Below are 22,349 nucleotides of genomic sequence, written 5' to 3' on the forward strand. Positions count from 1 at the left end.
CGCGACGTTACGCGCGCTCGGAATATTCCATGGTTTCGGTATTCACCACGATCATCTCGTCCTGCGCGATAAAGGGCGGAACCATGACCTTGACGCCATTGTCCAGAACCGCCGGCTTGAACGAGTTCGCCGCTGTCTGGCCCTTGACGACCGGCTCGGTCTCGACGACCTTGCAAGTGACCTTTTGCGGCAGCGTCGCGTTCAACGCCTCGTTTTCATAAAATTCGACGACGATGGTCATGCCGTCCTGTAGAAACGGCCGGCGCTCGCCCAGCAAATCGGCAGGCAATTCAATCTGTTCATAGGTTTCGGCATCCATGAATACCAGCATGCCGTCGTTCTCGTACAGGAATTGCTGGTCCTTCTGTTCCAGCCGCACCCGCTCGACCTTGTCCGCCGAGCGGAACCGTTCGTTCAGCTTGGTGCCGTTGCGCAGGTTGCGCAGTTCGACCTGAGCAAAGGCGCCGCCCTTGCCGGGTTTGACATGCTCGACCTTGACCGCTGCCCACAGGCCGCCGTTGTGCTCCAGCACGTTGCCCGGACGAATTTCGTTCCCGTTGATCTTGGGCATGAGATAAATCCTTCACACAAGGTTGATGCGTTCGTTGCCGTCCCTATATCTGGCGGGAACATTCCATGCAAGACAACGAAACCTAGTGCTGCACCCGCAGAGAGCTATGCAAATGACGCAACGCAACCATGCAAAATAGGTGTATCCGAATCGCACTAAATCGGTCATAAGGACCGCCACGCCGAAAATTACAAGAGCAAGAACAAGGAAGACGAGATGAGAGATTTCGTTGACGGCACCGCCTTTAACAATGAACAAGGCAACCGTGCCCGCAAACTTTTCGCGGCTGTTGTACTGGCTGCCCTGGACGACGCCATTGCCGATGACAAGAAATACGGCAACGGCCCGGAACAGATTGCCCGCTGGGCCCGCTCGCGCGATGGTCGTGAGGTGCTGACCTGTGCCGGTATCGACCCGAACGAACGTGTCGTCAAAGGCCTGATGGAATTCGTGGGCCGCGGTGTGCGGACCTCGGTTGCCCTGTCGCGCGAAGAAAGCGAGCGTCGCAACGCTGCACAGCAGGCCGAAGCCGCCTGAGGCTTTGCGGTATCTCAAAAAGGCGCGCCCGCGATTGCGGCGCGCTTTTTTGTTGCCCGGACACCTGATGTCGGATTCAGCGCGCCATTCGCCCGTTCCGCGCTTTCCTTGGCCGCTCAAATAAGCTCATCTGCCACCAACCGCAGGAGGCATGAATGGTGCGCGCGATCATGATTCAAGGCACCGGCAGCAATGTCGGGAAATCGGTTCTGGTGGCCGGCATGGCGCGGGCCTTTGCCCGGCGCGGCCTTCGGGTGGCGCCGTTCAAGCCGCAGAACATGTCGAACAACGCGGCCGTCACCGAAGACGGCGGCGAAATCGGCCGCGCACAGGCCCTTCAAGCCCGCGCCGCAGGCCGCGCCCCACATACCGACATGAACCCGATCTTGCTGAAGCCAGAGACCGACACCGGCGCCCAGGTCATCGTACAGGGCCAGCGCGCCGGAACTATGCGGGCCAAGGATTACCGCAAAGACAAGTCGCGCTTGCTGGCCGCCGCGCTTGAGAGCTTTGACAGACTGTGCGCCGATGCCGATCTGGTTCTGGTGGAAGGCGCGGGCAGCCCGGCCGAGACCAATCTGCGGAGTGGCGACATCGCCAATATGGGCTTTGCCTGTGCCGCCGGTGTTCCCGTGATCCTGGTGGGCGACATCCACCGGGGCGGCGTGATCGCGCAGATCGTGGGAACGCAGGCGGTTCTGGAAGCGGGCGATCTGGCGATGATCCGGGGCTTTGCGGTCAATCGCTTCAAGGGAGACGTCAGCCTGTTCGATGATGGCCGCGATGACATCGTGGCCCGCACCGGGTGGCCCTGTCTGGGCGTGGTGCCCTGGTTCGACGACGCGTGGAAACTGCCCGCCGAGGACATGATGGACATCCGTTCGGCCCCGGGCGGAGCGGTCAAAGTGGCCGTGCCACAGCTTGAGCGGATGGCGAATTTCGACGATCTCGATCCGCTGTCAGCCGAACCCGGTGTCACGGTCGAAATCGTTCCCGCCGGCCGCGCCCTGCCTGGCGATGCCGATCTGGTGCTGCTGCCGGGCAGCAAATCCACCATCGGCGATCTTGCATTCTTGCGCCGTCAGGGTTGGGATATCGACCTGTACGCGCATGTGCGCCGCGGCGGCCATGTTCTGGGCCTGTGCGGCGGTTATCAGATGCTGGGAAAGACCATCTCGGACCCCGACGGCGTCGACGGGCGGCCGGGTACGGTCGAAGGCCTGGGCCTGCTGGATGTCGAAACGGTCATGGCCAAGGACAAGCAAGTCCGCCTGCGCAGGGCCAAAGCACGGCCCGGCGGCGAACCCGTCAGCGGATATGAAATCCACATGGGGCGCACCGACGGCCCCGATTGCGCACGCGCCTGGCTCGAGGTCGAGGGCCGTGCCGAAGGCGCAGCCAACGCCAGCGACCGGGTCCGCGGCAGCTATCTGCATGGGGTATTTTCCTCGGATGCCTTTCGGGCGCGCTATCTGCGGCAGTTGGGCGTCAAATCCGACCTGGCCTATGAGGACGGCGTCGAACAGACCCTCGATGCCCTGGCCGATCACCTTGAAGAGCACATGGATCTGGATTTTCTGCTGTCATTGGCGGCGAAACCGCAGCGCGGCTAAGGACTACTCGAGCTCTCTTGCATCCAATGCGCGGTTGATTTCGCGCCGGACCAGCTTGCGAATGTTTCGGGTGATCCGCTCGCCCAGTGCGCCTTGCAGTTCTTCGCGCACGACCTGGGCGATCAACGCCTTCAGTTCATCGACCTCCATCGTCGCGGTGGCCTCTGCATCGGTCGCGACGGGCTCGACCGCCCCGCGATCCCGCACGAATTGCGCAGTCGTCTGCGGCTGCTGCGCTTGCAAAGACTCGTCGCGTTCGGTCTCGGCTGCCGTTGTGGCGCCCCCGCCGGCTTCGAGATCCCAGTGGATGCGCCGAGTGCGGGTTCCCGCATATTCGTCGCCACTGTTTCCATCGGGTTCCCATTGATCTTCTGTCCGAGCGATTGCCGCCTCCAAGGCTTCAATCTTGGCACTCAGACTGCCGGCAAGATCCCGTGGACCGGTCTGATTCTCTTTTGGCAGAGCGCCAGCCTTTTCTGCCGTCGTTTCGGTGGCGGTCGGATAGACCCGGTCGGACGCACTGAGAACCATCGGCTCGGGCTTCTGGTTTGCGGGATGAATGCTCGCGAACTCGGCGTCCTTCATCAGAAAGGCGTCAACCGAGAAGTCCCGTGCAAGGCTCGACAACCCGGTCCCACTCTGCGAAGGCGGATCGGGTGCGTCCGAGACTCGCAGCGACTGGGACAAAACCAGCCGCCCCGGTTTCGGCCGGGAGCCGGCGCCTGGCTCAGCCTTGCGCCCCTGATCGCCGACAAGTCGCTTGATCGACGCTAAAACGTCCTCGACACCTGCTGTGACACTGCTATCCGACATGGCTCTCTACCGATCTGGCCTTTTGATCAAGTGTAACCAAACAATCGGTGCGGAACAACAGATAGTGCGCGCGATCACTCGCGACGCAACGCCTTGAGCACACGATCCAGATCCCGGCTTTGCTTGCTGATCTGCGCCGGAGCTTTCTTGACCAGGTTGTAGTATAGCGTCGGGTCATAGATCTGGACGGCCAAACCAAGACGTTCAGCGGTCAAAAGCCCCTGCGCCTGAAGCAACTGGTAGGCGGCCAGCGAGCGTTCGGTCCGCGATGCGATCTCGGCCAGTTGCGCATCGAGCAGGTCTTGCTGTGCGGTCAGAACATCCAGCGTGGTGCGCGCGCCCAAGGTGGCCTCTTCGCGGATGCCGTCAAAGGCGACCTGAGAGGCCCGGACCCGCTCTTCGGACGCGCGCAGGCTGGCCGTCGCGGTCTGGAAGCGGACATAGGCGTTGGTCACCCCCTGCGTGATGTCTTTCTGCACGTTCAGCAGATTGGCCCGCGCGGCATCCCGCTGCGCCATGGCGCGGCGAACGTTTGCCGCCAGACGGCCGCCCGCATAGATGGGCTGGTTCAGATTCAGAGAGATCGACGCGTCGTTGGTGTAGTCGTCGTTGTCGTAGCTCTCGGTAATCCCGACATCGGCATTCAGGCTGACATTCGGGCCAAGACCCGCGCGTTGCTGCTGAACCACCAGATCGAGGGCGCGCACCTGATGCTGTGCGGACAGAATGGCCGGGTGGTTCCGCATGGCCAGGCTGATAGCCTCGTCCGCAGATCGCGGCAGTGCCGGCAGACTGGGCTGCCCCGCAGTGCGACCCGGAGTCTTGCCCACCGCATTGACATATTCAGCCTGCGCCGTGCTGAGGTTGCCGCGCGCATCGGCAAGATCGGCCTGCGAGCTGGCCAGTTGCGACTCGGACAGGGCCACGTCCGTGCGGGTCACTTCACCCACCTCGAAGCGGTCCTGGGTCGCGCGAAGCTCCTCACCCGACAGGTTTACGTTGTTTTGCCGGATTCGGACCCGCTCTTCTTCCAACAAAACACCCAGATAGGCCGTTGCGGCTCGGAACAGCACCTGCTGCTCGATATCGATCAGCGCCTGCCGGGTGGCCAGAACGGTTTCCTGCGCCGACTGCTTGCCCAGCAAGGATGCGCCGCCGTCGTACAGCAGTTGGCTGAGCGTTATCCCCGAAAAGAATCGCGAGGGTTCGACCGATGTTACCGTCGTTCTGATCCGGTTCTTGGTGTAATCCTGACTGACCCGAACGGTCCAGTTGATGATCGGGCGCAGGGCCGAAAGCGCGATCGCGACGTCTTCATCAGCGGCCCGCAAAAGCGCGCGGTTCTGCTCCAGCAGGCCGCTGGAGTTGTAGGCCCCGATGAACGCATCGGTCAGGTTGTCTGCCCAAGCCGTCCGCTCGGACGCTACATTCAGTGCAAGGCAGGCTGAAAACACCAACCCCTTGATCAGTTTCGCTGCTGATGTCCCACGCATAATCCAACCCCGTAAACCAAAATTTGTTCTGATTTCGGAACAGTTTGCGGCCAGATTCTCAACTAATCAATAGGGAACGGAAAAGTGTTTCCGAACTATAGCGAAAATGCCCGTTCTTTCGCAAATCCCGGCAAGACCGGCGCCGCGGCATTGAACGCGTGGCGCCAAGTCACGCGCCCGCCGACCTTGCGACCGATCCGGACGGTGCCCAGATTGCCATCAACGAACAGGCAGGCAATGCGGCCATGTTCCTTGAGCTGGTCCAGCAACGCGTCCAGAACCCGTTCAACCCCGCCCTGAACCATGATCACGTCATAGGGGCCATGCTCGGCGGCCCCTTGCACCAATGGGCCGACATGGATGATCGCATTGTCAATATCGGCCTGGCTGAGATTGGCCTGCGCCTCGGCGGCCGTTGACTCGTCTTCCTCGACGCCCACCACCAGTTGCGCCATGCGCGCGGCGACGGCCGTCGAATAGCCATAGGCCGGACCGATATCCAGCACGACCTCGTCATTGGAAATATTCAGCGCGTCCAGCATTTTGGCCAGGGTCCGCGGCTCCAGCAGGCACCGACCGCCCCCCAGATCGATCAAATCGCCGACATAGGCCACCTCGCGCTGGGAATCCGGCACGAAATCTTCCCGCCGGATTTTCAGCATGGCATCGATAATCGGAAACTTTGTGACATCGGACGGCCGAATCTGGGTATCGACCATCGTTTGGCGTCGGGCTGCGAAATCCGTCATGTGACCGCTCAATCATTTCCCTGGTTCGGATGGCTTTTGCCACAATGCACGCGCCCCGGCAACGGCCCTTGCACGCAAATTCCGGCCCGCGACAATTGGCGTTGCGTCTCGAATACCGGTGACGGCCATTTCCCGTGCAGATTCTTTGCGCGCCCTCTGGACGCCGCGCGGGAAAGCTGCTAGAACCGCTGCTGCACCACGGCAAGTAATTGATATTGCTTGAAAAGGCGAGTTGGCGGAGTGGTGACGCAGCGGATTGCAAATCCGTGTACACCGGTTCGATTCCGGTACTCGCCTCCACTGCTCCGACTTGGTTCCGCGTCGCTGCCTTCCGATTGGTCGAAATCCAGCTCGAACTGTTCTTGGCCGCGCAAGGGGACACCGCCACCTTGGGTTTCACGCAAGACGCCCCCCGAAGGCCGCCGTTTTGCTGACCGTCGGTTCAGACCGTGCTTCGGCCTTGCGGAATCACCTCGTACCCCGGCTCTTCCGGTTCATCATCCTGCATCTCGGCCGGAAAACCGGGCGCGGTAATGCTCAGCCCGGTTGCATCCTCGAGCCGTCGAATGACGTTGGGCGACAGCTCGCGCGCGCCATAGCGGGCGATGGCGTCGTCGAAAATCTTGATCATCAACGGGTTCATCTCCAACGGCACGCCGGCGCGGTCTGCGACCTCCTGGAACAGGCCGATATCCTTTTTCACCAGGTCCATGGTGAAGGAAATGTCGCGCGAGCCGTTCAGGATCACTTGGCTTTCGGTCTCATGCACGAAGGACGTACCGGACGAGATCTTGATCGCCTCGTAGGTGGTGTTCAGGTCCATCCCGGCGGCCTTGGCGGTCACCAGCGCCTCGGCGCAGGTGATCAGGTTGGCTGTGGCCAGATAGTTGGTCAACACCTTCAGAACCGAGGCAGTGCCCAGATCGCCGGTATGCAGGATGCGCCGGCCCATCGTCGTCAGGAACGGCAGAATCCGCTCGAACGTGGCCCGGTCGCAGCCCGCGAAGATCGAGATATTGCCCGTGGCCGCCCGGTGGCACCCGCCCGAAACCGGGCAGTCCACCGCCGCGCCGCCGCGTTCGATCACCATGGCCCCAAGCCGTTTGACCTCGGCCTCATCGGTGGTGGACATCTCCATCCAGATCTTGCCCTGGCTCACCTCGGGCAGCATCTGCTGCATCACCGCGTCCGAGGCAGCGGGCGACGGCAGGCAGGTGATGACCGCATCGCAATCGCGCATCATCTGGGCCGGGCTTTCGCCGGCCTTGGCCCCCTTGGCCGCGAATTCCGCCACAAGATCGGGGTTCAGGTCGTACACCGTCAGGTCGATACCGTTGCGCAGCAGCGACCCCGACAGCTTGCCCCCCACATTGCCCAAACCGATGAACCCGACCTTCATGTTCTGCCCTCCCGCAGGCGCGTTTTCGTTGGCCCGATTATTTCCGTTGCCCATCGACAAAAGAAACGAATAATAAAGCTATCTATACAAAAATTATTTTGGTGCTAAATGGACCGCCTGCCCAATCCGGCGTGGCTGCGTAGCTTCGAGGCCGCCGCCCGCCACCTGAATTTCACCACCGCCGCGCAAGAATTGGGCCTGACCCAGACGGCGGTATCGCTGCATATCCGCTCGCTCGAGGCGGACCTCGGGCAGCCGCTTTTTGCCCGCAACGCGCGACACCTGTCGCTGACCGAGCTGGGCCAGTCCTATGCGCTGACCGTGCGCCGGGCGCTGTCGGATATCGCGCTGTCCACCAACAGCTTGTTCGGCCCCGCCTCGCGACAGGCGCTGACCATCCGGGCGGCGATATCGACGATGACCTACTGGATCGCGGCCGAGCTGCCCGCGTTCAGCGCCCAGCACCCCGAGATCCCGGTGCGGCTGGTTTCGCATATCTGGAACGACTCGGCCGCGCCCGCGGATGTAGACGTGGAAATCCGGCTGGGCTATGGCGACTGGCCCGGTGTTGCGGCGGACCGGCTGTGCTCGGAACGGCTGGTGCCCGTCTGCCGGGCGCAGGACTCGGCGCCAGACCTGCAAAACGGCCCGTTGATCCACATTCTGGGGTACGAGGACAACTGGGCGCGGTACTTCGAGGCCACGGGCATCGACCTGCCCGACCGCCCCGCGCGCCATTCGGCGGATACGACCGTCACGGCGCTGCAACTGGTGATGGCCGGCGCGGGCTACGCCACCGTTCTGGAGCGGTTCGCGCGCAACGCCATCGCCCAGGGTGCGCCGATCCGGATTGCGGGGCCGGCGATTCCCTTTGCCCAGTCGCATTACCTGATCCGCAGCGTCAGCGCGGCGCCTCCGTCCATCCCTGCCCAGTTGTTCCTGGCCTGGCTGCGCGACTGCCTGGCCAGCGATGCCGCGGATTGATCCCGGCAAGTCGCTTTTTCGATCCGAGGCAAGGCACTTGGCCCCGCGCGCTTGACAACCCCCCTGCCCGTGCCGCATGTCGCTTGAGTTGGTGTCTGTGCAAGCAGATGAAAAGGGAATGCGTCAGCGGTTTTCCGTCAAACGCAGCCGCCCCCGCGACCGTGACCGGAGAGGGTGCCCAAATGCCACTGGCCGCAGGCCGGGAAGGCGGGACATCCGACAGAGCACCGCTCTGACATCCGCAAGCCGGGAGACCTGCCAACGCCCGAAGACAAACCGGACGGGGTGTTCCGGTGTCGGGCCCATGTCGGCAACGTGGCCCGCGCATACCCCGTCCCCCGACAACCAATTGAGGGGGGATGAGAGACGTGACCGAGACCGCACCAGTCGAGCTGCTGGTCTGCACCACCTGCCGACGCGGGCTGCCCATCGAGGATGACGCCCAGCGCCCCGGCACGCTGCTGCACAAGGCGCTGGCCGCAGCCGACCTGCCCGAAGGCATCAACCTGAAGCCGGTCGAATGCCTGTCAAACTGCGATCAGGGCTGCTCGATCGTTTTGCGAGGCGGGCCGTCTCGCTGGACCTTCGTCTATGAGAACCTGAACGAATCCGACCATGTCGAAATCATCGTCGAAGGCGCCACCAAGTACCTGGCCACCGAAGATGGCCTTGTGAGATGGCGTGACCGCCCTGAACATTTCCGCAAGAACTGCGCCGCCCGCATTCCCCCGATTGGAGCCTGAGCATGAGCACCCTCGAAAAACTTCCCGTCACCGTCATCACCGGCTTTCTCGGCTCGGGCAAGACCACGCTGATCCGCCACCTGATGCAGAACCCGCAGGGCAAGCGCCTGGCCGTGGTGGTCAACGAATTCGGCGATGTGGGTGTCGATGGCGAAATCCTGAAGAGCTGCGCCATCCCCGAATGCCCGGCGGAAAACATCATGGAACTGGCCAATGGCTGCATCTGCTGCACCGTGGCCGATGACTTCATCCCCACGATCGAGGCGCTGATGGCGCTGGACCCGCGCCCTGATCACATCCTGATCGAAACCAGCGGTCTGGCCTTGCCGAAACCGCTGCTCAAGGCGTTCGACTGGCCCGATATCCGTTCCAAGATCACCGTGGACGGCGTGATCGCCCTGGCCGATGCCGAGGCCGTGGCCGCAGGCCGCTTTGCCCCGAATGTCGCGGCGGTGGACGCCCAGCGCATGGCCGATGACTCGATCGACCACGAAACACCCCTGTCCGAGGTGTTCGAGGACCAGATCTCGTGCGCCGACATCATCCTGCTGACCAAGCCCGACCTGGCCGGCCCCGAAGGCGTGGCCAAAGCGCGCGAGATCATCGCCGCCGAGGCGCCCCGCCCCCTGCCCGTGGTCGAAGTGGCCGAAGGTGCGGTAGACGTGCGCGTGGTGCTGGGGCTAGGCGCCGCGGCCGAGGACGACATGGACGCCCGCCCCTCGCATCACGATGGCCATGACGACCATGAACATGACGATTTCGAAAGCATCGTGGTCGAACTGCCCGAACAGACCGACCCGGCGCAGTTGGTCGCCAATATCGAACGTCTGGCGAACGAGCTGAACATCCTGCGGGTCAAGGGCTATGCCGCCGTTCAGGGCAAGCCGATGCGCCTGCTGGTTCAGGCGGTCGGCGCGCGGGTCCGGCACCAGTATGACCGCCCGTGGAAACCGGACGAAGAGCGCCGCTCGCGCCTTGTGGTCATCGCCGAGCATGACGACATCGACGAAGCCGCGATCCGCGGCATCCTGACCGGTGTCACCGAGGCCGCCGAGTAAGCACCGATGCACGTCGTCTTCCGCGAAAGCCACGGGCTCGAAGAAACCGAGACCCCGACCGATCTGGGCCAGAGCCCGGCGGATCTGGTGGTGTTGTCCTTTTCGGATAGCGATCTGGGTGCTTTCGCGGCCGGCTGGCATCGCGGCGGCGGGCCCGAGGGGCGGATGCCCTCGTTGCGGCTGGCGAACCTGACGGCGCTGAAACATCCACTATCGGTCGATACCTATGTCGAGCAGACGCTGGAGGGCGCCAAGGGTATCCTGATCCGCCTGATCGGCGGCGTGCCCTACTGGTCCTACGGGTTGCAGCAGGTGCTGGCGCTGGCGCAGGCCAAGGGCATCGCGCTGGCGGTGCTGCCCGCCGACGGGCGCGAGGATACGCGGCTGGACGATTATTCGACCCTGCCGGTCTCGACCCTACGGCGACTGGCGCATCTGTGCGACACCGGTGGCGAGGTCGCGGCCCAAGCCGCACTGGCGCAGATGGCGCTGGCGGCGGGGCTCTATGCCGGGCCCGTGATGGGGGCCAAGACCCTGCCCGAATGCGGAGCGTGGTGCCCGGATCGCGGCGTAATCGCGCCCGAGGACGCGTTCGCAGGCGAAGGCCGGCGCATTATCGTAACCTTCTACCGCGCCTATCTGACTTCGGCCGATACCGCGTCGGTCGCGGCCCTGATCCGGGAAGTCCGCGCGCGAGGCCATCAGGCAGTTGGGCTGTTCGCACCCTCGCTCAAGGCGCCTGCGGCGGCGCAATGGCTGGCTGAGAATATCCCAGCGATGGCGCCCTCTGCCATCATCAATGCCACCTCGTTTTCGGGCAAGGGCGCGTCGGGCACATCGCCCTTGGACGTGGCGGGCGTGCCGGTGTTTCAGGTCGCTCTGGCCACTTCGCGCCGCAAGGCCTGGGCTGAGGCCGAGCGCGGCCTGTCGCCTGCCGATCTGGCCATGCATGTTGTGCTGCCCGAGGTGGACGGGCGCATCTCGGCCGGTGTCGCCTCGTTCAAGGAACCGGGCAGGCGCGACCCACACTTGGAATATTCCCGCTTCGCCCACCGCCCCGAGCCCGACCGGATTGCCGCCATCGTCGACCGGGCGATGGCCTGGGTGAACCTGGCCGAGAAACCAAAGGCGCAACAGGTCCCCGCACTGGTCCTGTCCACCTATCCCGGCAAGGACTGGCAGATGGCCCATGCGGTGGGGCTGGACGCGCTGGCCTCGGCCGAGGCGATCCTGTCCGACCTGCAGGGCGCAGGGTATGACACCGCCCCCGCCGAGCCGATTGCCGACACGCTGCTGGACGCCCGGATTTCATGGCCGGTCTCGGCATACCGCGCCGCACTTGCGCAACTGCCAGAAGCGTTGCGCGCCGATCTGGAAACCGCCTGGGGTGCGCCCGAGGATGACCCGGGCTGCGCCGATGGGGCCTTCCACTTCACCGCGCTTCGGCGCGGCAAGGCGCTGGTGGCGCTGCAGCCCGAACGCGGCACGCCGGAATTGCGGGACGACGAATATCACGACCTGTCGCGCACGCCCCGGCACGGCTATGTGGCCTTTTACCTGTGGCTGAGGCACGGGTTGGGGACGGATGCGCTGATTCATATCGGCGCACACGGAACGTTGGAATGGCTGCCGGGCAAATCGGTGGCGCTCTCGGCGGAATGCTGGCCCGAGGCGCTGATCGGCGATCTGCCGGTGATCTACCCGTTCATCGTGAACGATCCGGGCGAAGCCGCGCAGGCCAAGCGCCGGATCGGGGCCGTCACGCTGGGCCACATCCCGCCGCCGATGAAGCAGAGCAGCACGCCCGACCGCATGGTGCGGTTGGAATCGCTGCTGGACGAGTTCTCGAACGCCGACGGGCTGGACCCCAAGCGGCGCGACCGGCTGCAGGCCGATATCCGTGACGAGGCCCGCGCCATCGGGCTCGAGGCCGATCTGGGGCTGGATCAGGCCACCAGCACCGCCGAGGCGATTACCCGCATCGACCGTTTCGTCTGTGACATCAAGGAAAGCCAGTTCGGCGACGGGCTGCATGTCTTTGGCCGCGCGCCGCAGAGTGCGGGCAATTTCGACACTGCCGCGTCGGCACAGGCCGAACGGCAAGCCCTGCTGGATGCTTTGGCCGGCAAACGGATCGAGGCCGGGCCGTCCGGCTCGCCCTATCGCGGGCGCACCGACGTGCTGCCCACGGGCCGCAACCTGTTCACCACCGATCCGCGCTCCGTCCCGACCCGCGCGGCCTATGCGCAGGGGGTGAAACTGGCCGAAGAACTGGTGCGCCGCCACCTGCAGGAGGAAGGCGACTATCCCAAGGGCCTGATCGTCGATCTGTGGGGCTCTGCCACGATGCGTACGGCGGGCGAGGAATTCGCCATGGCGCTGCACCTGCTGGGCGTCAAACCGGTCTGGGATCCGGGGTCGGAGCGCGTGAGCGGGATCGAGGTTCTGCCGATCACCGATCTGGAGCGCCCCCGGCTGGACGTGACCCTGCGCGTCTCGGGCCTGTTCCGCGACGTGTTCCCCACCCTCTCGGCGCTGTTCGGACAGGCGGTCCGGGCGCTGTCGGAACGCGACGAGGCGCCCGACTGGAACCCCTATGCGGGTCAGCCGCCCACCGCCCGCGTCTATGGCCCGGCGCCAGGCAGCTATGGGCTGAACATGACCCACCTGTCGGAAACCTATACAGACGAGGCGCGCGCGCAGGCCGGTCAGGCCTGGCTGGACGCCAGCGCCTTTGCCTTCGAGGGCGAGCACATCGCCCACGACCCCGACGGGATCACCCAGCGAGTGGCGCAGGCCGACAGCTTCGTGCACCTGCAGGACCTGACCGAGACCGACCTTTTGTTGGCAAACGACTATGCCACGCACGAGGCCGGATTTGCCGCCGCTAAAAAGCTGACCGGCGGGCAGGCGCAGTTGTATCATCTGGACAATACGCGCCCTGAAACACCCCGCGCCCGCACTCTGCCCGAGGAAATCAGCCGCGTGGTCCATGCGCGCGCCGCCAATCCTGACTGGATCGCCGGGATGCAGAGCCACGGCTTCCGCGGCGCAGCCGAGATCGCGGCAACGCTCGACCACATGGCGTCTTTCGCGCATTTGTCAGGCAGCGTCGCCCCGCATCTGTTCGACCTCTACCACGATGCGACCCTGGGCAACCCCGAGGTGGACGCGTTCCTGCAGCAGGCCAATCCGCAGGCCCATCAAGCCATGAAGGACCGGTTCCGCGCGCTGTACGAGGCCGGGCTGTGGAACACCCGCCGCAACTCGATCCGCGCCGATCTGGAGGGGCTGGGATGAGCGCCCCGGTCGTTCAGGGCTGGTGCCCCGGCGCGCATCGCCCGATGATGTCCGGAGACGGGCTGGTCGTGCGGGTGCGCCCGCGTCTGGCCCGGCTGAGCGCCGCGCAGACGCTGGGGCTGTGTGATCTGGCCCTGCGGTTCGGCAACGGGACCATCGACCTGACCAACCGCGCCAACCTGCAACTGCGCGGCGTGGCCGAGACGGACCATCATGCGCTGCTGGCCGAGCTGTCGGCGCTGAACCTTCTGGATCCTGAACCGGGGCTTGAGACCCGGCGCAACATCCTTGTGGCTCCGCTGTATCAACCGGGCGACCTGACCACGCGCCTGACACAGGCATTGGTCGACCGGCTGGGCGACCTGCCCGCCCTGCCCGCCAAGTTCGGCTTTGCGGTGGATACCGACCAGGCGCGGCTGCTGGCCGGGGACTCGGCCGATATTCGGCTGGAGCGAGGACCTTCGGGCCTGATCCTTCGCGCCAACGGGGCCGAGACCGGCCGTTTGGTGACCGAGGACGCGGCGATCGACTGCGTGATCGAACTGGCCCAGTGGTTCGCCGAGCGCTTCACTTCTGACACCCGCCGCATGACCCGTCTGATCGCAGCGCAGGAGCTGCCCAAGGAATGGCAGGGCCACGCCCCCGGACCCACGGCCCACCCGCTGCAACCCGGCAATAGCGCAATCGGCCCGATCTACGGCGCGGCCTTCGGGCAACTGCCCGCCGACGACCTGCGCGCGTTGGTCGAGGCCTCGGGCGCCACCGCCCTGCGCGTAACACCCTGGCGGTTGTTCTTGCTGGAAGGCGGGGCGGCGATCCCCGCCCCGGCCTTCGTGACCGACGGCGCCGACCCTCTGCTTACCACCGACGCCTGCCCCGGCGCGCCATTCTGCCCGCAGGCGCAGGCCGAGACCCGCGCCATCGCCCGCGCGCTGGCCCCGCGTGTGTCCGGCAGCCTGCATGTCTCGGGCTGCGCAAAAGGCTGCGCGCGCATGGGGGCAGCCGATCTGACGCTGGTGGGCCGCGACGGGCGCTTTGATCTTGTAAAACACGGCCGCGCGGGAGATGAGCCCCTGCAGCGCGGGCTGGACCCCGAAACACTGAAGACCATGGACCTGACTTGATGCCCTATGAATACGAAACCGACGGCGCGGCGATCTACAAGCAATCCTTCGCCACGATCCGGGCCGAGGCCGATCTGGCCCGTTTCGACCCCGACGAAGAGCAGGTCGCCGTCCGCATGATCCATGCCGCCGGGATGGTCGGTCTGGAAGAGTTCATCCATTTCTCACCCGGCTTCGTGCGCACCGCGCGCGCGGCGCTGGAGAACGGCGCGCCGATCCTGTGCGACGCGCGGATGGTGTCCGAAGGCGTCACCCGCTTTCGCCTGCCCGCCGAGAACGAGGTGATCTGCACCCTGCAGGACGAGCGCGTGCGCCCGCTGGCCGAGAAGATGGGCAACACCCGATCCGCCGCCGCGCTGGAACTGTGGCGCCCGCACCTTGAGGGCGCGCTGGTGGCCATCGGCAACGCGCCCACGGCGCTGTTTCACCTGCTGAACATGCTCGAGGACCCCGACTGCCCGCGGCCCGCCGCCATCATCGGCTGCCCCGTGGGCTTTGTCGGCGCAGTCGAAAGCAAGGACGCCCTGTGGGAGGCGCAGCCGGTGCCCTGCTGCATCGTCAAGGGCCGCTTGGGCGGCAGCGCCATCACCGTCGCCGCGATCAACGCCATCGCAAGCCGGGCGGAATGACCATGGGCACGATCTATGGCGTGGGCCTCGGCCCAGGCGATCCCGATTTGATGAGCGTCCGGGCCGACCGCCTGTTGCGCAACGCGAAACACGTGGCCTATTTCCGCAAGCCCGGCCGAAGCGGGCAGGCGCGCAAGATCGTCAACGGGATGATCCGCAACGATGCGGTCGAGTTTCCCATGGAATACCCAGTCACAACCGAGATCCCGGTCACCGATCCGCGCTACAACGCGCTTCTGGCCGAGTTCTACGAACGCTGCACCGCGCGCTTGAAAGAACTGGCCGATCAGGGCGAGGACGTGGTGGTGTTGTGCGAGGGAGACCCGTTCTTTTATGGCTCGTTCATGCATCTCTACAGCCGCCTGCGCGACGTGGTGCCCGTCGAGGTGGTGCCGGCGATCACCGGCATGTCGGGCGCTTGGACGGCCTCGGGTGATCCGATCACCTGGGGCGACGACATCCTCACGGTGCTGATGGGCACCCTGCCCGAAGAGGTTCTGGCCGACCGCATGGCGCGCACCGACGCGCTGGTGGTGATGAAGATCGGCCGCAACATCGACAAGGTGAAACGCGCGCTGAAAACGGCGGGCCTGTTCGACCGGGCCTGGATCGTGGAATACGCGCAGATGCCCAACCAGACCGTTCGCAAGCTGAGCGACGCCTGCACCGAGGTCACGCCCTATTTCTCGATCATCATCGTGCACGGACAGGGGCGGCGGCCATGAACGGCTGGGTCAAGATCGCCGGGCTTGGCCCCGGAAACGAGGCGCTGGTGACCCCCGAGGTGACCGCCGCCTTGGCCGATGCGACCGATGTGGTGGGCTATATTCCCTACGTCGCGCGGGTGGCCGAACGGCCGGGCCTGACCCTGCACGCCAGCGACAACCGGGTCGAGATCGACCGCTCGCAGCACGCGCTGCGCATGGCGGCCGAGGGCAAGCGGGTGGTCGTGGTCTCGTCGGGCGACCCGGGCGTTTTTGCCATGGCTGCCGCCGTGTTCGAGGCGCTGGAAAACGGCCCCGACACCTGGCACGAGATCCCTGTCGAGGTTCTGCCCGGCATCACCGCCATGCTGGCCGCCGCAGCCCGGGCGGGCGCGCCCCTGGGCCATGATTTCTGCGCCATCAACCTCAGCGACAACCTCAAGCCCTGGGCCGTAATCGAGAAACGCCTGCGGCTGGCCGCGCAGGCCGATTTCGCAATGGCCTTTTACAACCCGCGCTCGAAGTCGCGGCCTGAAGGCTTTGTAAAGACGCTGGAAATCCTGCGGCAGGAATGCGAGCCCGAGCGTCTGATCCTGTTCGCTCGCGCCGTATCGCGCCCAGATGAGGCAATCCGCATCGCGACCCTGGCCGAGGCAACGCCCGACATGGCCGACATGCAGACGGTGGTGATCGTCGGCTCGTCGCTGACCCGCGTCATCGACCGGCCCATCGGCCCCATCGTCTATACTCCAAGGTCCACGCCGGAATGAGCCAGCCAGTCCAGAACCTGCGGCACGCTTGTCAACTCGACCCGGCGGGGCAGCCTGGGCCGGTCGATCATCAGCACCGGGATGCCCAACGCTCGCGCGGCGTCCAGCTTGGCGCGTGCCCCGGTGCCGCCAGCGTTCTTAGACACCACCAGTTCGGTTCGGTGCCAGCGCATCAGCGCCGTGTCGTCGTCAATCGAAAACGGCCCGCGCGACACGACCACGTCGCAATCGGCGAAGGGCAGCGGGCCGGGTTCATCGACCAGCCGCAGAAGATAGTGATGCTGGGGCTGCGCCGCGAAATCCTCAAGATGCATGCGCCCGACCGCAAGGAACACCCGACGCGGCGGCCCGGCCAGCGCGGCAACGGCGCTGGCGATGTCGGGCACGCGCTGCCACCGGTCGCCGGGTGCGGCCGTCCATTCCGCGCGGGTCAGCGCGGCCAGCGGCGTCTGCGTCTGCTGGCAGGCGGCGATGGCATTGCGGCTCATCTGCGCGGCAAAGGGATGGGTCGCGTCGATCACATGGGTCACGCCGGTGTCGCGGATATGACGCGCCAGACCCTCGGGCCCGCCAAAGCCACCCACGCGCGTGGGCAGCGGTTGCGGCCGCGGGTTGTCGACCCGGCCCGCATAGGAATAGGTTGCCGCCACACCCAAATCCGCCACGGCGCGGGCCAATGCGTTGGCCTCGGTCGTGCCGCCAAGGATCAGGAGGTTGGGCATGTCTGAAACTCCGTGGCTGACCATCCTGGGCCTGGGCGAGGATGGACTGGATGGCCTGTCGGCCGCAAGCCGTCAAGAGTTGGAGCGTGCCGAGGTCATCATGGGCCCGCCCCGGCACCTGTCACTGGTTCCCGAAACCGGAGCCGAACGCATCGAATGGCCGGTGCCGTTCGCCGACGGGCTGCCCTTTCTGCAGGGGCTGAAGGGCCGGCGCACGGTGGTGCTGGCCTCGGGTGATCCGTTCTGGTTTGGCTCCGGGTCGGTGATCGCGCGCAATTTCGCCCCCGAAGACTGGGTGGCACGGCCGGGGCAGTCGACCTTCTCGCTGGCGGCCGCGCGGTTGGGCTGGCCGTTGGAAAGCACTGCCACCTTCGGTCTGCACGCCGCCCCCCTGACCCGCCTGCGTCCGCATCTGTCCCGCGGCCTGCGCGCCATCATCCTGCTGCGCGACGGTGCCGCGGTGGCCGAGTTGGCCCGCTATCTGACCGAGACCGGATTCGGCGATACGACCATGCACGTGATGGAGGCCCTCGGCGGCCCTCGGGAACGCGCGCGCAGCATGTCCCTGACCGAAGCCCTGCTGGGTTCGTTCGAGCATCCGGTCTGCGTTGCGCTCGAGGTTTCGGGCGACGGGCGTGCGCTGCCGTTGGCCTCGGGCAAACCCGACGAGATCTTCGAAACCGATGGGCAGATCACCAAACGGCCGGTGCGCGCGCTGACCTTGTCGGCGCTGGCGCCCGCTCGGGGCGAGCATCTGTGGGACATCGGCGGCGGCAGCGGCTCGATCGGCATCGAGTGGCTGATGTGCGACCCGTCCCTGACCGCCACCACGATCGAGCCGCGCGCAGACCGCGCCGCGCGCATCCGCACCAATGCCGACGCGCTGGGACAGGATCGGTTGCAGATCATCCATGGCCGGGCGCCTGACGCGCTGGACGGCCTACCCTTGCCTGACGTGGTGTTCATCGGCGGCGGGCTGAGCGACGCGCTGCTGGACTGGCTTGCGGCCAACCTGCCCTCGGGCACCCGGCTGGTGGCCAACGCCGTGACATTGGAAAGCGAAGCAGTGCTGAGCCGATGGCACGCCAAGCTGGGCGGCGACCTGCTGCGGATCGAGCTGGCGCAGGCCGGCGACCTCGGCCCGCGGCGTGGCTGGAAATCGGCCTATCCGGTCGTTCAGTGGAGCGTGACCCTATGATCGTGGCCGGGCTTGGGTTTTCGTCCACCGCGACCTGCGCCAGCCTGCGCGCCGCGTTCGACCGCGCCACTGCCGGGCAGGCGGTGGACGCGCTGGCCACCGCCGCTGACAAGGCCGGCCATCCGGCGCTGGCCGAATTTGCCGCCGCCTGCGCCCTGCCCCTGCATTTCGCGAACCCGGCCGATCTGGCCGGGCAACGCACGCTCACCTGCTCGCCCCGCAGCCGCGCCAGTCATGGCACCGGCAGCGTGGCCGAAGCTTCCGCCCTTGCCGCCGCCGGACCGGGCGCGCGGCTGCTTTCACCCCGACAGATCTCGGACGACCGGCTTGCCACCTGCGCGGTCGCCATCGGAGGACAGACATGACCGTTCATTTCATCGGCGCCGGACCGGGCGCCGCCGACCTTCTGACCCTGCGCGGACGCGACATCATCGCCGCTTGCCCGGTGTGCCTGTATGCCGGGTCGCTTGTGCCCGAGGAGATCCTGGCGCACTGCCCCGAAGGCGCGCGCATCGTGAACACCGCGCCGATGGATCTGGATCAGATCATGGCTGAAATCAAAACCGCCCATGACGCCGGTCAGGACGTGGCCCGCCTGCATTCGGGCGACCTGTCGGTCTGGTCGGCGATGGGCGAACAGATCCGACGCCTGAAACAGATGGGCATTCCCGTCAGCGTGACCCCCGGCGTTCCGTCATTTGCCGCTGCCGCGGCCGCTTTGGGCACCGAACTGACCCTGCCCGGGCTGGCACAATCGGTGGTGCTGACGCGGACCCCGGGGCGCGCCTCGTCCATGCCCGAGGGCGAAACGCTGGAAAACTTCGCCCGCACTGGCGCCACACTGGCCATCCACCTGTCGATCGGCAATCTGGACAAGGTAGTGGCTGACCTGACCCCCGCATATGGCGCCGATTGCCCCGTGGCCGTGGTGTACCGCGCCAGCTGGCCGGACGAGCGGATCGTCCGCGCCACCCTGGGCACGTTGAAGGAATCGCTGGACGAGCGCATCTCGCGCACCGCGCTGATCCTGGTCGGGCCGGCGCTGGCCGGTGAAGGATTCGACGAAAGCTGTTTGTATTCAAAGACCTATGACCGCCGTTACCGCCCACAAAGCGCCGACAGCCCGTGGTCGAGCTGGAGTCACGGAGATGACTAACCCGCCCGGACTGCTGATCTCGGCCCCATCCTCGGGGACGGGCAAGACCACGGTGATGCTGGGCCTGCTGCGCGCGCTGGCCGAGGACGGGCTGACAGTGCAACCCTTCAAGAGCGGTCCCGACTACATCGACCCGGCCTTTCACCGGGCGGCGGCGGGGCGGGCCTCGTTCAACCTGGACAGCTGGGCGATGGGCGCGCCATTACTAGGCGCGATTGCAGCGCAGGCCAAAGGCGCCGACATCGTTGTCGCCGAAGGATCGATGGGCCTGTTCGATGGCGTCGCCAAGCCGGGCGAACTGGGCCATGGGTCCAGCGCCGAAACCGCGCTGCGCATGGGTTGGCCCGTGATTCTGGTGCTGGATGTGGGCGGTCAGGCTCAGTCGGCTGCGGCCACGGCGCTGGGGTTTCGGATGTACAACCCCGACCTGCCCTTTGCTGGCGTGATCCTGAACCGCTGCGCCAGCCAGCGCCACGAACGCCTGACCCGTCTTGGGATGGAGCGCGCGGGCCTGCCGGTTCTGGGCGTTTTGCCCCGGCGCGGCGACCTGACCCTGCCCGAGCGGCATCTGGGCCTGATCCAAGCGGTCGAGCACCCCGATCTGGAAAGCGCGATTGCCGGATACGCGGCCTTCCTGCGCGCGCATGTGGATCTGGAGGCGATCAAGCGGGCGGCCTCCTCGGGCCCGATGGGGCCGTCGTCGGCCGCGCTGCCGCGCCCTCCGGCGCAACGGATCGCGCTGGCCCAGGACGCGGCGTTTTCCTTTACCTACCCGCATCTTCTGGAAGGCTGGCGGGCGGCCGGGGCCGAGATCCTGCCGTTTTCTCCGCTGGCGGACGAGGCGCCGGCCCCGAATGCCGATCTGGTCTGGTTGCCCGGCGGGTACCCCGAACTGCACGCCGGAACCCTGGCTGCGGCAGAGCGGTTCCTGACCGGCTTGCGCAAACATGCCGAAACGCGGCCCGTGCATGGCGAATGCGGCGGCTACATGGCCTTGGGACAAGGGCTGATCGACAAGGACGGCACCCGCCACCGGATGGCCGGGCTGCTGGGCCTGGTCACTTCGTACGAAAAGCGCAAATTCAACCTGGGCTATCGCCGGGCCGAGTTGCTGGCCGACATGCCCGGGTTCTCTGCTGGAACCGCGCTGCGGGGGCACGAGTTCCACTATTCCTCGATCGTCGAGCAGCCCGATGCACCCCTGGCCCGGGTTTTTGACGCCGAAGGCGCCGAAGGCCCACAGACCGGATCGCGCCGCGGGCATGTCACCGGTACGTTCTTCCATCTGATCGCAGAGGCCAGCGCATGAACGGTTTCGTTTCCTTCATCGGGTCCGGTCCCGGCGACCCGGAGTTGTTGACCCTCAAAGCCGTGGACCGGCTGCAAAAGGCCGACGCGGTGCTGTTCGACGATCTCAGCAGCGGGCCGATCCTGAGCCATGCGCGCAAAGAGGCCGACCTTGTGGGCGTGGGTAAGCGCGCCGGGCGGCCCTCGCCCAAGCAGGACCACGTCAGCCGCCTACTGGTGGAGTACGCCCAGACCGGCCAACGAATCGTGCGGCTGAAATCGGGCGATGGCGGCCTGTTCGGGCGGCTCGAAGAGGAACTGGTGGCCCTGCGCGCCGCCGGGATCGCATACGAGATCATTCCGGGCATCCCCTCGGCGATTGCCGCGGCTGCCGCGGCAGGCATCCCGCTGACCCGCCGGCTGACCGCGCGGCGGGTGCAATTCGTCACCGGCCACGATGTCAGCGGCAAGCTGCCCGAGGACCTGAACCTGCCCGCGCTGGCCGACCCGGGCGCGACGACGGTGGTGTTCATGGGCAAGCGCACCTTTCCCCTGCTGGCGCAGGCGCTGCACGCGCATGGGCTGCCGTTGGACACCCCTGCGCTGATGGCAGAATCGGTTTCGACGCCTCAGCAGTCGCTGCACCGGTCCACCGTCGGTGCACTGGCCGAGCGCCTAAACTCCGAGATCGGTACCGCGCCGGCGCTGATCCTCTATGGTCCGCTGGCGGAGAGCGACGATGATTGATCTGGTCTTGATCGGGATCGGCACCGGCAACCCCGATCATGTGACGCTTCAGGGCGCGCAGGCGATCCGCGCCGCCGATCTGATCCTGATCCCGCGTAAGGGCGTCAACAAGGCGGATCTGGCGGGGGTGCGCGAGGAAATCATCCGCAAGGTCACCGACACACCGCCCCAATTTGCCTATTTCGACATCCCCGAGCGCCGGTCACAGGACGGCTACCTGCGCGGCGTGGATGAATGGCACGACGCAATCGCCCTGCGCTGGCAGGAGGCGATGGCTCGGCACCCCGAGGCACGCACCGTCGCCCTGCTGATCTGGGGCGACCCGTCGCTCTATGACAGTTCGCTGCGAATCGCGGCGCGGCTGGACCCGCAGCCAAACACCACCGTGATCCCAGGCATCACGGCGCTGCAGGCGCTGACGGCGGCCCATGCCATGCCGATCAACGAGATCGGCGCGCCTTATCTGGTCACCACCGGCCGGCGCATCCGCGACGAGGGCTGGCCCAGAGACGCACATACGGTTGCGGTGATGCTGGATGGCGCGTGTTCGTTCCAGACGCTGAACATGGCCGATTTTGACATCTGGTGGGGGGCTTACGTGGGTATGCCCGAGCAGATCCTGATCAAGGGTCCACTGGCCGATGTGGCCGACGAGATTCTGCGCACGCGCACCGAAGCCCGCGCCCGGCACGGGTGGATCATGGATATCTATGTCCTCAAAAAGCGCGGGATTTGACGCGAAAGGTCGCAAA

At 65.9% G+C, this 22,349-nt stretch carries 22 protein-coding genes, 1 tRNA gene and 1 riboswitch; of the genes, 17 read left to right on the top strand and 6 right to left on the bottom strand.

Annotated elements, in window-relative coordinates; translation table 11 throughout:
- Positions 1–7: 7 nt before the first annotated feature.
- Positions 8–571 (bottom strand): elongation factor P, encoded by a 564-nt coding sequence (efp, locus tag AC2FMN_RS14390; protein ID WP_490361604.1) that lies wholly within the window; start codon positions 569–571, stop codon positions 8–10.
- 216 nt (positions 572–787) lie between these two features.
- Between efp and AC2FMN_RS14395 the strand changes: the two genes are divergently transcribed.
- The gene (locus AC2FMN_RS14395) at positions 788–1,108 is read left to right on the top strand and encodes a DUF6280 family protein (RefSeq protein WP_005982071.1); all 321 of its coding nucleotides are present in this window, start codon (positions 788–790) and stop codon (positions 1,106–1,108) included.
- 155 nt (positions 1,109–1,263) lie between these two features.
- A complete protein-coding gene (locus AC2FMN_RS14400; protein ID WP_496688956.1) occupies positions 1,264–2,721 on the top strand; it encodes a cobyric acid synthase in 1,458 nt (485 codons plus the stop codon).
- Between the two features lie 3 nt (positions 2,722–2,724).
- On the opposite strand, the gene AC2FMN_RS14405 is transcribed toward AC2FMN_RS14400, so the two are convergent.
- The 3 genes from AC2FMN_RS14405 to AC2FMN_RS14415 all read right to left on the bottom strand — a co-directional run bounded on the left by AC2FMN_RS14405 (position 2,725) and on the right by AC2FMN_RS14415 (position 5,776).
- A complete protein-coding gene (locus tag AC2FMN_RS14405; RefSeq protein ID WP_496688958.1) occupies positions 2,725–3,306 on the bottom strand; it encodes a hypothetical protein in 582 nt (193 codons plus the stop codon).
- Between the two features lie 302 nt (positions 3,307–3,608).
- Positions 3,609–5,027 carry a TolC family outer membrane protein gene (locus AC2FMN_RS14410; RefSeq protein ID WP_496688960.1) on the bottom strand — a complete coding sequence of 473 codons (1,419 nt, stop codon included), beginning with the start codon at positions 5,025–5,027 and terminating at the stop codon, positions 3,609–3,611.
- A 95-nt stretch (positions 5,028–5,122) separates the two neighbouring features.
- The gene (locus AC2FMN_RS14415; RefSeq protein WP_496688965.1) at positions 5,123–5,776 is read right to left on the bottom strand and encodes a protein-L-isoaspartate O-methyltransferase family protein; all 654 of its coding nucleotides are present in this window, start codon (positions 5,774–5,776) and stop codon (positions 5,123–5,125) included.
- Positions 5,777–6,002: 226 nt separating this feature from the next.
- Here AC2FMN_RS14415 and AC2FMN_RS14420 point away from each other — a divergent pair.
- Positions 6,003–6,076 (top strand) — tRNA-Cys (locus AC2FMN_RS14420).
- Positions 6,077–6,218: 142 nt separating this feature from the next.
- Here the strand turns inward: AC2FMN_RS14420 and AC2FMN_RS14425 are convergent.
- Positions 6,219–7,175 (bottom strand): NAD(P)-dependent oxidoreductase, encoded by a 957-nt coding sequence (locus AC2FMN_RS14425; RefSeq protein WP_496680206.1) that lies wholly within the window; start codon positions 7,173–7,175, stop codon positions 6,219–6,221.
- A gap of 108 nt (positions 7,176–7,283) precedes the next feature.
- On the opposite strand from AC2FMN_RS14425, the gene AC2FMN_RS14430 reads away from it, so the two are divergent.
- From AC2FMN_RS14430 to cobJ, 8 genes are all read left to right on the top strand, one after another.
- Positions 7,284–8,159, top strand: coding sequence for a LysR substrate-binding domain-containing protein (locus AC2FMN_RS14430; RefSeq protein WP_496688969.1), 876 nt, complete (start codon positions 7,284–7,286; stop codon positions 8,157–8,159).
- A gap of 72 nt (positions 8,160–8,231) precedes the next feature.
- Positions 8,232–8,436, top strand: a riboswitch (cobalamin riboswitch).
- Positions 8,437–8,518: 82 nt separating this feature from the next.
- Entirely contained in the window at positions 8,519–8,902 is a 384-nt protein-coding gene (locus AC2FMN_RS14435) for a DUF1636 family protein (RefSeq protein ID WP_496688970.1), read from the top strand.
- 2 nt (positions 8,903–8,904) lie between these two features.
- Positions 8,905–9,960, top strand: a complete 1,056-nt coding sequence (cobW, locus tag AC2FMN_RS14440; protein ID WP_496688972.1) for a cobalamin biosynthesis protein CobW — start codon at positions 8,905–8,907, stop codon at positions 9,958–9,960.
- Positions 9,961–9,966: 6 nt separating this feature from the next.
- Positions 9,967–13,260 (top strand): cobaltochelatase subunit CobN, encoded by a 3,294-nt coding sequence (gene cobN / locus AC2FMN_RS14445; RefSeq protein WP_496688974.1) that lies wholly within the window; start codon positions 9,967–9,969, stop codon positions 13,258–13,260.
- Positions 13,257–14,384: a precorrin-3B synthase gene (gene cobG, locus AC2FMN_RS14450; RefSeq protein WP_496688976.1), complete on the top strand. Its 1,128-nt coding sequence runs from the start codon at positions 13,257–13,259 to the stop codon at positions 14,382–14,384. The genes cobN and cobG overlap by 4 nt, the downstream gene beginning before the upstream one ends.
- Positions 14,384–15,013 carry a precorrin-8X methylmutase gene (locus AC2FMN_RS14455; RefSeq protein WP_496688978.1) on the top strand — a complete coding sequence of 210 codons (630 nt, stop codon included), beginning with the start codon at positions 14,384–14,386 and terminating at the stop codon, positions 15,011–15,013. Before cobG ends, AC2FMN_RS14455 begins: the two co-directional genes overlap by 1 nt.
- Entirely contained in the window at positions 15,010–15,738 is a 729-nt protein-coding gene (locus AC2FMN_RS14460) for a precorrin-2 C(20)-methyltransferase (protein ID WP_496688980.1), read from the top strand. Before AC2FMN_RS14455 ends, AC2FMN_RS14460 begins: the two co-directional genes overlap by 4 nt.
- Entirely contained in the window at positions 15,735–16,487 is a 753-nt protein-coding gene (gene cobJ / locus AC2FMN_RS14465; protein ID WP_496688981.1) for a precorrin-3B C(17)-methyltransferase, read from the top strand. Before AC2FMN_RS14460 ends, cobJ begins: the two co-directional genes overlap by 4 nt.
- Here cobJ and AC2FMN_RS14470 read toward each other — a convergent pair.
- Positions 16,460–17,209: a cobalt-precorrin-6A reductase gene (locus AC2FMN_RS14470; protein ID WP_496688983.1), complete on the bottom strand. Its 750-nt coding sequence runs from the start codon at positions 17,207–17,209 to the stop codon at positions 16,460–16,462. The genes cobJ and AC2FMN_RS14470 overlap by 28 nt on opposite strands.
- Here AC2FMN_RS14470 and cbiE point away from each other — a divergent pair.
- Genes cbiE through cobF form a run of 6 tightly spaced genes read left to right on the top strand, consistent with a single transcriptional unit; the run spans position 17,208 to position 22,333 of the window.
- Positions 17,208–18,407, top strand: a complete 1,200-nt coding sequence (gene cbiE / locus AC2FMN_RS14475; protein ID WP_496688985.1) for a precorrin-6y C5,15-methyltransferase (decarboxylating) subunit CbiE — start codon at positions 17,208–17,210, stop codon at positions 18,405–18,407. The genes AC2FMN_RS14470 and cbiE overlap by 2 nt on opposite strands.
- Positions 18,404–18,772, top strand: coding sequence for a cobalamin biosynthesis protein (locus AC2FMN_RS14480; protein WP_496689019.1), 369 nt, complete (start codon positions 18,404–18,406; stop codon positions 18,770–18,772). The genes cbiE and AC2FMN_RS14480 overlap by 4 nt, the downstream gene beginning before the upstream one ends.
- The gene (cobM, locus tag AC2FMN_RS14485; RefSeq protein ID WP_496680192.1) at positions 18,769–19,563 is read left to right on the top strand and encodes a precorrin-4 C(11)-methyltransferase; all 795 of its coding nucleotides are present in this window, start codon (positions 18,769–18,771) and stop codon (positions 19,561–19,563) included. Before AC2FMN_RS14480 ends, cobM begins: the two co-directional genes overlap by 4 nt.
- Entirely contained in the window at positions 19,556–20,872 is a 1,317-nt protein-coding gene (locus AC2FMN_RS14490) for a cobyrinic acid a,c-diamide synthase CobB (protein ID WP_496688987.1), read from the top strand. Before cobM ends, AC2FMN_RS14490 begins: the two co-directional genes overlap by 8 nt.
- Positions 20,869–21,597: a uroporphyrinogen-III C-methyltransferase gene (cobA, locus tag AC2FMN_RS14495; protein ID WP_496680188.1), complete on the top strand. Its 729-nt coding sequence runs from the start codon at positions 20,869–20,871 to the stop codon at positions 21,595–21,597. Before AC2FMN_RS14490 ends, cobA begins: the two co-directional genes overlap by 4 nt.
- A complete protein-coding gene (cobF, locus tag AC2FMN_RS14500) occupies positions 21,590–22,333 on the top strand; it encodes a precorrin-6A synthase (deacetylating) (protein WP_496688988.1) in 744 nt (247 codons plus the stop codon). Before cobA ends, cobF begins: the two co-directional genes overlap by 8 nt.
- Positions 22,334–22,349 lie beyond the last annotated feature (16 nt).

This window comes from Ruegeria sp. BHSC037, assembly GCF_059613045.1.

Excerpts from the sequence above, each read along its gene's own strand:
- AC2FMN_RS14435 (WP_496688970.1), top strand. The coding sequence starts at position 8,519 with ATGAGAGACGTGACCGAGACCGCACCAGTCGAGCTGCTGGTCTGCACC.
- AC2FMN_RS14410 (WP_496688960.1), bottom strand. The coding sequence starts at position 5,027 with ATGCGTGGGACATCAGCAGCGAAACTGATCAAGGGGTTGGTGTTTTCA.
- AC2FMN_RS14455 (WP_496688978.1), top strand. The coding sequence starts at position 14,384 with ATGCCCTATGAATACGAAACCGACGGCGCGGCGATCTACAAGCAATCC.
- AC2FMN_RS14460 (WP_496688980.1), top strand. The coding sequence starts at position 15,010 with ATGACCATGGGCACGATCTATGGCGTGGGCCTCGGCCCAGGCGATCCC.
- cobA (WP_496680188.1), top strand. The coding sequence starts at position 20,869 with ATGAACGGTTTCGTTTCCTTCATCGGGTCCGGTCCCGGCGACCCGGAG.
- cobJ (WP_496688981.1), top strand. The coding sequence starts at position 15,735 with ATGAACGGCTGGGTCAAGATCGCCGGGCTTGGCCCCGGAAACGAGGCG.
- AC2FMN_RS14395 (WP_005982071.1), top strand. The coding sequence starts at position 788 with ATGAGAGATTTCGTTGACGGCACCGCCTTTAACAATGAACAAGGCAAC.
- AC2FMN_RS14415 (WP_496688965.1), bottom strand. The coding sequence starts at position 5,776 with ATGACGGATTTCGCAGCCCGACGCCAAACGATGGTCGATACCCAGATT.
- cbiE (WP_496688985.1), top strand. The coding sequence starts at position 17,208 with ATGTCTGAAACTCCGTGGCTGACCATCCTGGGCCTGGGCGAGGATGGA.
- AC2FMN_RS14470 (WP_496688983.1), bottom strand. The coding sequence starts at position 17,209 with ATGCCCAACCTCCTGATCCTTGGCGGCACGACCGAGGCCAACGCATTG.
- AC2FMN_RS14430 (WP_496688969.1), top strand. The coding sequence starts at position 7,284 with ATGGACCGCCTGCCCAATCCGGCGTGGCTGCGTAGCTTCGAGGCCGCC.
- cobF (WP_496688988.1), top strand. The coding sequence starts at position 21,590 with ATGATTGATCTGGTCTTGATCGGGATCGGCACCGGCAACCCCGATCAT.
- cobM (WP_496680192.1), top strand. The coding sequence starts at position 18,769 with ATGACCGTTCATTTCATCGGCGCCGGACCGGGCGCCGCCGACCTTCTG.
- cobG (WP_496688976.1), top strand. The coding sequence starts at position 13,257 with ATGAGCGCCCCGGTCGTTCAGGGCTGGTGCCCCGGCGCGCATCGCCCG.
- cobN (WP_496688974.1), top strand. The coding sequence starts at position 9,967 with ATGCACGTCGTCTTCCGCGAAAGCCACGGGCTCGAAGAAACCGAGACC.
- efp (WP_490361604.1), bottom strand. The coding sequence starts at position 571 with ATGCCCAAGATCAACGGGAACGAAATTCGTCCGGGCAACGTGCTGGAG.
- cobW (WP_496688972.1), top strand. The coding sequence starts at position 8,905 with ATGAGCACCCTCGAAAAACTTCCCGTCACCGTCATCACCGGCTTTCTC.
- AC2FMN_RS14405 (WP_496688958.1), bottom strand. The coding sequence starts at position 3,306 with ATGAAGGACGCCGAGTTCGCGAGCATTCATCCCGCAAACCAGAAGCCC.
- AC2FMN_RS14490 (WP_496688987.1), top strand. The coding sequence starts at position 19,556 with ATGACTAACCCGCCCGGACTGCTGATCTCGGCCCCATCCTCGGGGACG.
- AC2FMN_RS14400 (WP_496688956.1), top strand. The coding sequence starts at position 1,264 with ATGGTGCGCGCGATCATGATTCAAGGCACCGGCAGCAATGTCGGGAAA.
- AC2FMN_RS14480 (WP_496689019.1), top strand. The coding sequence starts at position 18,404 with ATGATCGTGGCCGGGCTTGGGTTTTCGTCCACCGCGACCTGCGCCAGC.
- AC2FMN_RS14425 (WP_496680206.1), bottom strand. The coding sequence starts at position 7,175 with ATGAAGGTCGGGTTCATCGGTTTGGGCAATGTGGGGGGCAAGCTGTCG.